We start from the raw sequence: 10,260 nt of genomic DNA on the forward strand, positions 1-10,260 counted from the left end.
GGGCCCGCTGGCCCACCCCCATTCGCCCTCCCCCACCCCCCCCGCCCGCGCGGGGGGGGCGGCATACCAGGAGTTCCTGAAGGACCCGGGCCCGATCGTGGTCGGTGCCGCCGCCGGCGCCAGCTGCTTTGGCCCGGCCTACGAGTTCGCGATGATCATCGACGCCGACCTGCGCAAGCGCAAGCTGCGCGACAAGGTGCCCATGACCTACGTCAGCAGTGAGCCCTACATCGGCCACATGGGGCTGGGCGGCGTTGGCGACTCGAAGACGCTGCTCGAATCGGAGCTGCGCCAGCGCCACATCAAATGGATCGTCAACGCGAAGATCCAGAAGGTGGAGCAGGGCATGATGACGGTCGAAGAGCTCGACAGCCGCGGCCAGCTTCACGCGAACCACGAGCTGCCGTTCAAGTTCTCGATGGTGCTGCCGGCTTTCACCGGCGTGGACGCCGTACGCAGCGCCAAGGAACTGTGCAATCCGCGCGGTTTCGTAAAGATAGACGCGCACCAGCGCAGCCCTGTGTACCCCAATATCTTCTCCGCCGGTGTCTGCGTGGCGATTCCGCCGGTGGAGGTCACCACGGTTCCCACCGGCGCGCCCAAGACCGGCTTCATGATCGAATCGATGGTGACGGCCATCGCCGCAAACATCGCTGCCGAGCTGGCGGGCAAGCCAGCCGATGCCGTCGCCACATGGAACGCGGTGTGCCTGGCCGACATGGGCGACACCGGCGCGGCCTTCGTGGCCCTGCCGCAGATCCCGCCGCGCAACGTCACGTGGGCCAAGGTGGGCAAGTGGGTGCACCTGGCCAAGGTGGCGTACGAGAAATACTTCCTGGCCAAGATGCGATCGGGCAACACCGAGCCGGTCTACGAGAAATACATCCTCAAGCTACTCGGCATCGAGCGGCTCAAGTAAACCAACCCTTGAAGGAATGACCATGAACATTGATCGCGCCGTGATGGCTTTTGCCGGCCTGATGGTCCTCGCCAGCGCCGCACTGTCCTACTTCGTCTCGCCGTACTGGCTGCTGCTGACCGCCTTCGTCGGACTCAACCTGCTGCAGTCGTCGTTCACCGGCTTCTGCCCGGCGGCGATGGTTTTTGGCAAGCTGGGTTTCAAATCCGGCTGCGCCTTCAAGTGAGCAGTGCCATGTCGCGCAAAGTCCGCCTGGTTCCCCTGGCCGTCGTCGCCATCGCCCTGCTGGCGGCCTGCGGTGACAAGACTCCGCTGCCGGTGGCCTCGCCGCCGGTGCAGTTCGAGACGCTGGACGTGGCGATGCAAACCTCGCCGCGCGAGCGCGCCTGGGACGGCGTGGTGGAAGCGGTGAACCAGGCGACGCTGTCGGCGCAGACCGCGGGCAGGGTGCTGGAGCTTCCGTTCGACGTCAATGACTACGTCGAGGCGGGGCAGGTGGTGATCCGTTTCACCGACGTGGAACAGCTGTCGGCCAGTCGCCGCGCCACCGCGGCGCTCAGCGCGGCGCAGGCCGATGCGGCCGAGGCCGAACTGTCGTTCAGCAGGACCCAGGAGCTCGTGGCCAAGCAGCTTCTGGCCCGCGCTGCGCTGGACCAGGCCCGGGCCCGGCGCGACGCCGCGCGCGCGGCGCTGGAGTCGGCGCGCGCCGGCGTCAGCGAGGCGGGCGAACAAGTGGACTACACCGTCATCAAGGCGCCTTACTCGGGAATCCTGACCGAGCGCCTGGTGGAAGTGGGTGAGTCGGTGCGCCCGGGCCAGCCGCTGGTGTCCGGCCTGTCGCTGGACCAGCTGCGCGTGAACGTGGAGGTGCCCCAGAGCGACATCCAGGCCATTCGCGAGCACGACAGCGCCACGGTGATCCTGGCCGACGGTCGCCGCATCCAGGCCACTGGCCTGGTGATCTTCCCCTACGCCGATCCCAAGACCCACAGCTTCCGCATACGCGTGGAGCTGCCCACGGCCAGCACCGGCCTGCAGCCCGGGATGACGGTCAAGACCGCCTTCAAGACCGGCGAGACCGAACGCATCGTGGTGCCGGCATCCGCGCTGGTAAGCCGCAGCGAAGTGACCGCGGTCTATGCCGTGGACCCCGCCAACCGGGTCAGCCTGCGCCAGGTGCGCATCGGCCACCGCGCCGATGATCGCGTCGAAGTGCTGGCGGGGCTGTCGGCGGGGGACCGCATCGCGGTCGACCCGTTGGCCGCACTGGCCCACCTCACCGCCCGGCGCACGGAGTCGGTCAATGAGTGAGCCGCGCTTCGGTCTCTCCGGACGCCTGGCGCGTTCGTTCCAGGCCAACCCGCTTACGCCGATCCTGGCCCTGGCCGGGCTGCTGCTGGGTCTGTTCGCAACGCTGGTGACGCCGCGCGAGGAAGAGCCGCAGATCGACGTGACCATGGCCAACGTGATCGTCCCCTTCGCGGGCGCGCCAGCGCGGGACGTCGAGAACCTGGTCAGCTATCCGCTGGAACAGGTGCTGTCGGAGATCGACGGCGTCAAGCACGTCTATTCGATCAGCCGGCCGGGCATGGCGCTGATCACGGTGGAGTTCGCCGTGGGCGTGCCGCGCCAGGACGCGCTGGTGCGGCTTTACAACCAGGTGTATTCGAACGCCGATTGGGCGCCCGGAAACCTGGGCGTTGGCCAGCCGCTGGTGCGGCCGATGGGCATCGACGACGTGCCGGTGATGAGCGTCACCCTGTGGACGGACGACCCGGCGCGCGGCGGCACCGAACTGGCCGAAGTCGCACACACCCTTGAAGCCGAGCTCAAGCGCGTCCCCGGCACCCGCGACGTCTACACCATCGGCGCGCCGCAGCGTGCGGTGGTGGTGGAGCTCGACGCCACGCGGCTGGCCTCCTACGGCATGACCGCCGACGACCTGGCCGGCGCCCTGTCGGCCGCCAACGTCGTCCAGCAAGCGGGCGAACGCGTCACCGCCAGCGGCCAGGTGCCCCTGACGGCCGGCCGCTACCTGGCCGACGCCCAGCAGGTGGCTGAACTGGTGATTGGTCTGGACGACGGCCGCCCGCTCTACCTGGACGATGTCGCCACCATCCGCCCTTCGTCCGACCTGCCCACGCAATACGCCTGGCACTCGGTGCCGGCCGGCCGGACCGGCCCCGCGGCCGGCATCGCGCCCGCCGTCACCCTGGCCATTGCCAAGAAGCCGGGCGCCAACGCCGCCGACATCACCACCGCCATCGCCGGGCGCCTCGAAGGCCTCAAGGCGACGATGATCCCGGACGGTATCCACGCCAGCATCACCCGCGACTACGGCTACACGGCCAACGACAAGGCCATGAAGCTGATCCAGAAGCTGGTGTTCGCGACCGGCGCGGTGGTGCTGCTGGTGCTGTTCGCACTGGGATGGCGCGAGGCCATCGTGGTGGGCAGCGCCGTCATCCTCACCCTGGCGCTCACGCTGTTCGCCTCCTGGGCGATGGGCTTCACCATCAACCGGGTGTCGCTGTTCGCGCTGATCTTCTCGATCGGCATCCTGGTGGACGACGCCATCGTCATTGTCGAGAACATCCACCGTCACATGCGGCTGGGCGGCAAGACCCTGCGTGAGGCGATCCCGCCGGCAGTGGACGAAGTCGGCAGCCCGACCATCCTGGCCACGTTCACCGTCATCGCGGCGCTGCTGCCGATGGCCTTCGTCTCTGGCCTGATGGGGCCGTACATGCGTCCCATCCCGATCAATGCGTCGGTGGGCATGCTGCTGTCGCTGGCCGTGGCGTTGACGGTTACGCCGTGGCTTTCGCTCAAGCTGCTGGCCCGGCATGTGCCGGCCCAGGAAGACGGCCATCACGACGGCAAGCTGGTGGGCAGGCTGCGCGCCGGCTTCGAACGCGTGCTGCGGCCCTTCCTGCACGACCAGCACGGACATTCGCGGCGCAGAAGGCTGTTCGCGGGCATCGGCCTGGCCCTGGTCGCGGCGGCTGGCCTGGCGGTGGTGCAGCTGGTGGTGCTGAAGATGCTGCCGTTCGACAACAAGTCGGAGTTCCAGGTGGTGGTGGACCTGCCCGAGGGCAGCACGCTGGAGCGCACCAATGCGCTGCTGGTGGAGCTGGCCGCCGAGGTTTCGACCTTGCCCGAAGTGCTCGACGTGCAGGGTTATGCCGGCACGTCGGGCCCGGTGAACTTCAATGGCCTGGTGCGCCAGTACTACCTGCGCAGCGGTGCCAACGTCGGCGACCTGCAGGTGAACCTGGTGGACAAGCACCAGCGCGATCGCCAGAGCCACGACATCGCCCGCGCCGTCCGTCCCGCGCTGGCGGCCATCGGCAAGCGCTACGGTGCGTCGGTCAAGGTGGTGGAAGTGCCCCCGGGCCCGCCGGTGCTGTCGCCTCTGGTGGCCGAGATCTACGGCCCGGACCCGGAACGCGCGCGGGACATCGCCCGTGACCTGCAGGCGCGCTTCGCCGCCACCGAAGGCATCGTCGACGTGGACAGCACGGTGGAATCGCCCGCCGCGCGCGAGCAGGTGGTGGTGGACCGCGTGCGCGCCGCACGCCTGGGCGTTACCCAGCAGGCCATCGCCGACGCGCTGGTGCTGGGTGTCGGTGGCCGCGACGTCACTTACCTGCGCGACGGCGTGTCCAAGTACCCCGTGCCGGTGCGCCTGCGCCTGCCCGCCGGCGACCAGGCCAGCCTGGACCAGCTGCTTACGCTGCGGGTGCGTGCCGGCGACGGCCGCCTGGTGCCGCTGTCGGAAGTGGTGACGGTGCAGCGCCTGCCATGGGAATCGGTCATTTACCACAAGGACCTGCTGCCGGTGGTTTACGTCACCGGCGACGAAGCCGGTGACCTCGACAGCCCGCTCTACGGCATGTTCGACCTGGTGGGCCAGGTCGACGACAAGCCGCTGGCCGGCACCGCGCTCGAACAGCGCTTCCTGTCAGCGCCTGAAACCGCATCGGGCTTCTCGATCAAGTGGGACGGCGAGTGGCAGATCACCTATGAAACCTTCCGCGACATGGGGCTGGCGTACTCGGTGGGCCTGCTGCTGATCTACCTGCTGGTGGTGGCGCAGTTCCGCGACTACCTCGTGCCGCTGGTGATCATGGCGCCCATTCCGCTGACCGTCATCGGCGTGATGCCGGGCCACGCGCTGCTGGGCGCGCAGTTCACCGCCACCAGCATGATCGGCATGATCGCCCTGGCGGGCATCATCGTGCGCAATTCGATCCTGCTGGTGGACTTCATCAACCACGCGGTGGCGGGGGGGCAGTCGCCTGCCGACGCCGTGATCGAGGCCTGCGCGGTGCGTGCCCAGCCCATCGTGCTGACGGGGCTGGCGGCGATGGCCGGCGCTTTCTTCATCCTGGACGACCCGATTTTCAACGGCCTGGCCATTGCGCTGATCTTCGGCATCCTGGTGTCCACCCTGCTCACGCTGGTGGTCATTCCGCTGCTTTACTTCATGCTGTTGCAACGCCGCGCGCGCCAGGAGGTCACGGCATGACCGACACCACAACGCTGGCCTGCCCGCACTGCCACGGTTTGAGCCGTGTGCCGGTTCAGCGCCTGGCGGATGCACCGTCCTGTGGGCGCTGCCATAAACCGCTTTTCACCGGTCAGCCTGTGGTGCTGGGCGTGGACCATTTCGCCGCCCACGCCGATCGCAGCGAGCTGCCGCTGCTGGTGGATTTCTGGGCGCCGTGGTGCGGACCCTGCCAGATGATGGCGCCGCACTTCGAACGTGCCGCTGCGCAGCTCGAACCGCAGGTGCGCATCGCCAAAGTGGACACCCAGTCGGAGCCGACGCTGGGTCAGCGCTACAACATCCGCAGCATTCCGACCCTGCTGCTGCTGCGCCAGGGTCGCGAGATCGCGCGCCAGTCCGGCGCGATGGACGCCGCCGGCATCGTGCGCTGGACCCGCCAACAGCTGGTCACCTGATCGTCCACCCACCAAGGGAATTCCATGAGCCATTCCTATCCACAGCTGATCGACGACCTCAACGCCGCCATCGCCACGCTGCGCGTGGGCGCGCCCGGCCCGATGAAGGCCTTCGGCGGCCTGGCGCGCGAAGCGCTGGCGCCGGGCGCGCTCGATCTGATGACCAAGGAGCTGATGGCCATCGCCATCGCCATCGCCACGCGCTGCGACGGCTGCATCGGCTTCCACGTGAAGGCGGCGATCCGGGCCGGAGCCACCCGCGAGCAGGTGCTCGAAACAGTTTCGCTGGCCATCTACATGGGTGCCGGGCCGTCGATGATCTATGCCGCGGAGACGCTGCGTGCCTTCGACGAGCTGGCGCCGGCCGGCAGCGAGCCCAAGCTATAGCGCGTCGATTGGCAGCTTGAGGTAGCGCACGCCGTTGGCTTCCGGCTCGGGCAGGGCGCCGGCGCGGATGTTCACCTGTACCGCCGGCAGGATCAGCGTGGGCATGGCCAGGGTGGCGTCGCGGGCATTGCGCATGGCTACGTAGCTGGCCTCGTCGACGCCGTCGCGCACGTGGATGTTGCTGCGCTTTTGTTCGGCGATGGTGGTTTCGCAGCGCACTTCGCGCCCGCCGGGGCCGTAGTCGTGGCAGACGAACACGCGGGTGTCGCCCGGCAGCTGGTAGAGGCGCTGGATCGACTGGAACAGCGTTGCCGCGTCGCCGCCCGGGAAATCGCAGCGCGCGGTGCCGCCGTCGGGCATGAACAGCGAGTCGCCGGTGAACAGCGCATCGCCGATCAGGTAGGCCACGCTGTCGTTGGTGTGGCCGGGTACGGGGATGACGCGGCCCTCCAGCACGCCCACCGCGAACACTTCACCGTCGGTGAAAAGGTGGTCGAACTGCGATCCGTCCACCGCGAAGTTTTCACCCAGGCTGAAAATCGGCCGGAAGGTTTTCTGCACCTTGCGGATGCCCTCGCCGATGGACAGCAGCGCGTCGGGCAGCTGGGGCTTGAGCCAGTGGCCGGCGCTGAGGTGGTCGGCGTGGGCGTGGGTTTCGATGATCCAGCGCACGTGCAGCTGCAGATCCTTCACCGCGTCCAGCAGCTGCTGTGCCGACGTGGTGGCGGTGCGGCCCGACTTGGGGTCGAAGTCCAGCACCGGGTCGATGATCGCCGCTTCGCGGGTGGCGGGATCGCTGACCAGGTAGGACCAAGTGCTGGTGTCGGCGTGGAAGAAGGGCAGGACGTCGGGCGCGGACATGGCGATGTCTCCAGCGGTCGGTTCCCCAGTTTACGACGCCCTGCGCCGCGGGTCAGTCCGCCGTGCGCGCCAGCGCCATTGCAAGCAGCCGGGCCTCCAGCGTTTGCGCCAGTCCCGATGGGTCGGCCAAGGCCATGCGCTGCATGGCCTCGGTATCCGTGGACGCCGGGGCGACCAGTGCACGCAGGAGCAGGCGGAGCTTTCCGGCCGGAAGCGCGCTTTGCTGCTTGAGCCAGGCCAGCGCGGGCACCAGGCGCTGTTCCACCGGCGTGAAGTCGCTCCCCATCGGGAAGTTTGGCAGGGAGCCGTCCCGGCGGAACGGCGCCAGCTTTTTCGAGAGAAGGTCGGGGCGGTTGCCCTCGGCACCGGACGCCAGCGCTGCGTCTGCCGCGACTTTTCGGGCAGTGCGCGCCTGGTCAAGCAGGCCGGGCTGGAAACGCGCATCGGTGAGCCGCAGCATCGCCAGAACGCAGTCCTCGTCGCTTCGCCCGCGCAGGTCCGCCACGCCGTATTCGGTAACGGCGATGTCGCGCAGGTGGCGCGGGATGGTGGTGTGGCCGTAGTTCCACAGCACATTGCTTGAGGCCTGTCCCTCCGCCCCGCGCACCGCGCGCAGCATCAGCACCGATCGCGAACCGTGCAGGGCGTGGGCCATGGCCACGAAGTTGTACTGGCCACCCACGCCCGACACCACCCGGCCGTCCTCGAGCGCATCGGACACCGCCGCGCCCAGTGCGGTCATCATCATGCAGGTGTTGAACAGGCGGGAATCGCGGCGCTGTTCGCGCTCCAGCGCCTCGTTGTTGCCGTACAGCTCGTTGATGTGGGACACGCGGGTCATGCCGATGCCGCGCGCCTGTTCGGCGTCCAGCCCGCGCAGCCAGGCGTACAGATCCTTGGAACCCAGGTAGAAGGCGCCGTCCAGGTAGCGCCCCTCGAAGGCCAGGCGGGCATCGTCTTCGGGCGTGCCGGCGTCGCGGTTCAGGCGCGCCATGGCCTCGGCGTCGTCCAGCACCCGGCGCGTCAGCACGCCGGCCTGCACCAGGCGGCGGAAGCCGTCGTTGACCATCTCGCTGGCGCCGTACAGGCCCAGCCGGAAGGGTTCGACGCCGCCGGTCGACTGCACCAGCTTCGATGTCGCCAGCCCCGGCGACAGCGCTTCGAGCAGCGCAAGGTAAACGTCGTTGCGGGTGTGGCGCAGCACCAGCGCGTGGCAGAGCGCGTCGGCCAGCGAACCGATGCCGATCTGCAGCGTGCCGCCGTCGCGCACCAGGGTGCTGGCATACAGGCCGATGGCGTAGTCGGCGTCGCTCACCGGCTCACGCACCAGCGCGAACAGGTCGGGCGTGGGCCCGGGCAGGTCCAGCACCAGGTCGAAGAAGTCCGCGTCCACCGCGCATGGCCCGTCCAGCCAGGGCAGGTGGGGATCGACTTCGGCGATGAAGTACGGACGCGCGTTGCCCAGCCGCGCCACTTCGTCCACCAGGTCGAAGGTGAGGTCGGGATTGCAGCTCAGGCTCAGCCGCGTGCCGCCGGGTTCGCGCGCCACTTTCTGCACCAGCGCGTTGACGCCGCGTTCGGCCACGGCCCGCGCCACGTGGGTGTAGTTGAGGCTGACGTAGTGGCGCTGCGCCTGCGACGAGCCCAGCAGGGCGCCCGACTGCATGTAGAACTCTTCGACCTTGATGTTGGCCGGCAGCTGGTCGCGGCGCAGGGCCAGCGCGTAGTCAAGCGTCGGGAAATCGGCGCCGAAGTGGCGTTCCAGGAACGGCCCGAGGAAGCGCCGCTGCAGTCCCGAGCCTGGCGAAGGCGGCGTGAGCGACAGCGCGGTCAGAAGCTCCAGACTCAGGCCCGGGTCGGCCGCCACGCGGCGGGTGATGGCGTTGAGCAGGCGATGCGGCTTGCCCAGCCCCAGCGGCGCGGCGAGCACGATGCGCGGCCCGACATGCGCGAACAGCCGGTCGACGGCAGCGTCCAGGGAATCGAGCGGCAGGGAGACGGGCATCGGCGCGCCAGGAAGGGTGGAGTGCCAGTATCGCACTGAGCCGGGCAGGGCTTGCATTCATGCCGGCCTTAGCTTTAGGTTCAACGCCTCGATTCCACTGCGGCTGCGGATGATCAACCTCCAGGACATCACCCGCACCTATTCGGTGGAGGGGCAGCATATTCCGGCGCTGGCCGGCCTGGACCTGCATATCGGGCGAGGGGAGCACCTCGCCATCACGGGGGCGTCGGGCTCGGGCAAGTCCACGCTGCTCAACATCCTTGGCTGCCTGGATCGGCCCAGCACGGGACGGTACCGGTTCGAGGATGCGGACGTTGCCACGCTGGACGATGACGCCCTGAGCGAGCTGCGAAACCGCCGCATCGGCTTCGTCTTCCAGTCCTTTCACCTGCTGTCGCGGCTGAGCGTGCTCGAGAACGTGATGCTGCCGCTGCGCTATTGCCTGCAGCCCATGGCCGGCGTCGAGGCGCACGCGCGCGAGCTGCTTGAACGCGTCGGCCTGGCCGATCGGATGGCGCACCGGCCCCAGCAGCTGTCGGGAGGCCAGCAGCAGCGCGCCGCCATCGCCCGGGCCCTGCTGCTCAAGCCGGCCCTGCTGCTGGCGGACGAACCCACCGGCAACCTCGACTCGAAAACCGCGGCCGACGTGCTGGGCCTGTTCGCCGAGCTGCATCGGGATGGCCAGACCGTGGTGCTGGTGACCCACGACCCCGACGTGGCCGAGCGTGCGCCGCGCCAAGTGCGCATGCGCGACGGCAAGGTGGACCATGATTCGGCGCGCTGAGGCCGTGCTGGTGCTGGTGCTGGCGCTGGCGGCCACCGGCGCACAGGTCCAGGCGTCGCGCCCGGTGCTGCTCAGCGGCCAGGTGCATGCGCCCGAAGCCGAACTGATCCTGGCGCCCATGTCCGAATCAAGTCCCGTCACCCTTCGTTATCTGGTGCCCGAGGGCACCGAGGTCAAGCCGGGTGATTCGCTGGTGCGCATTGACCCCGGGGGGGCCGTGCCCCTGAAGAAAACGCTGTATGTGCTGGTGGGGCCGGCCCGCGCCCGCATCGCCAAGGAGCTGGCGTAATTGGCCGTGACTCAACTCGACGCCCAGCTGGCGCTGGTGGACGCCGA

10 protein-coding genes are annotated in these 10,260 nt (G+C 68.7%); 8 read left to right on the top strand and 2 right to left on the bottom strand.

Going from position 1 to position 10,260, the window contains the following annotated elements:
• From K0M70_RS10090 to K0M70_RS10115, 6 genes are all read left to right on the top strand, one after another.
• Positions 1-919 (top strand): NAD(P)/FAD-dependent oxidoreductase (locus tag K0M70_RS10090; protein ID WP_290781743.1); only part of this gene is annotated, 919 nt, incomplete at its 5' end.
• 22 nt (positions 920-941) lie between these two features.
• Positions 942-1,145 carry a DUF2892 domain-containing protein gene (locus K0M70_RS10095; protein ID WP_290781744.1) on the top strand — a complete coding sequence of 68 codons (204 nt, stop codon included), beginning with the start codon at positions 942-944 and terminating at the stop codon, positions 1,143-1,145.
• An 8-nt stretch (positions 1,146-1,153) separates the two neighbouring features.
• Positions 1,154-2,230: an efflux RND transporter periplasmic adaptor subunit gene (locus K0M70_RS10100; RefSeq protein WP_290781745.1), complete on the top strand. Its 1,077-nt coding sequence runs from the start codon at positions 1,154-1,156 to the stop codon at positions 2,228-2,230.
• Positions 2,223-5,450 (top strand): efflux RND transporter permease subunit, encoded by a 3,228-nt coding sequence (locus tag K0M70_RS10105; RefSeq protein WP_290781746.1) that lies wholly within the window; start codon positions 2,223-2,225, stop codon positions 5,448-5,450. Before K0M70_RS10100 ends, K0M70_RS10105 begins: the two co-directional genes overlap by 8 nt.
• A complete protein-coding gene (gene trxC / locus K0M70_RS10110) occupies positions 5,447-5,887 on the top strand; it encodes a thioredoxin TrxC (RefSeq protein ID WP_290781747.1) in 441 nt (146 codons plus the stop codon). The genes K0M70_RS10105 and trxC overlap by 4 nt, the downstream gene beginning before the upstream one ends.
• A gap of 24 nt (positions 5,888-5,911) precedes the next feature.
• Positions 5,912-6,274 carry a carboxymuconolactone decarboxylase family protein gene (locus K0M70_RS10115; protein ID WP_290781748.1) on the top strand — a complete coding sequence of 121 codons (363 nt, stop codon included), beginning with the start codon at positions 5,912-5,914 and terminating at the stop codon, positions 6,272-6,274.
• Here the strand turns inward: K0M70_RS10115 and K0M70_RS10120 are convergent.
• Together K0M70_RS10120 and K0M70_RS10125 are read right to left on the bottom strand one after the other, a co-directional pair.
• A complete protein-coding gene (locus K0M70_RS10120) occupies positions 6,269-7,135 on the bottom strand; it encodes an MBL fold metallo-hydrolase (protein WP_290781749.1) in 867 nt (288 codons plus the stop codon). The two genes, K0M70_RS10115 and K0M70_RS10120, sit on opposite strands and share 6 nt — an antisense overlap.
• 52 nt (positions 7,136-7,187) lie before the next feature.
• The gene (locus K0M70_RS10125; protein WP_290781750.1) at positions 7,188-9,140 is read right to left on the bottom strand and encodes an acetyl-CoA hydrolase/transferase C-terminal domain-containing protein; all 1,953 of its coding nucleotides are present in this window, start codon (positions 9,138-9,140) and stop codon (positions 7,188-7,190) included.
• A 109-nt stretch (positions 9,141-9,249) separates the two neighbouring features.
• Here K0M70_RS10125 and K0M70_RS10130 point away from each other — a divergent pair, with 109 nt between their 5' ends.
• On the top strand, positions 9,250-9,924 hold the full coding sequence (locus K0M70_RS10130; RefSeq protein ID WP_290781751.1) for an ABC transporter ATP-binding protein: 675 nt from the start codon (positions 9,250-9,252) through the stop codon (positions 9,922-9,924).
• The gene (locus K0M70_RS10135; protein ID WP_290781752.1) at positions 9,908-10,213 is read left to right on the top strand and encodes a hypothetical protein; all 306 of its coding nucleotides are present in this window, start codon (positions 9,908-9,910) and stop codon (positions 10,211-10,213) included. Before K0M70_RS10130 ends, K0M70_RS10135 begins: the two co-directional genes overlap by 17 nt.
• The last annotated feature ends 47 nt before the right edge of the window (positions 10,214-10,260 follow it).

Source organism: Arenimonas sp. (genome assembly GCF_019459675.1).
Taxonomy (GTDB): Bacteria; Pseudomonadota; Gammaproteobacteria; order Xanthomonadales; family Xanthomonadaceae; genus Arenimonas.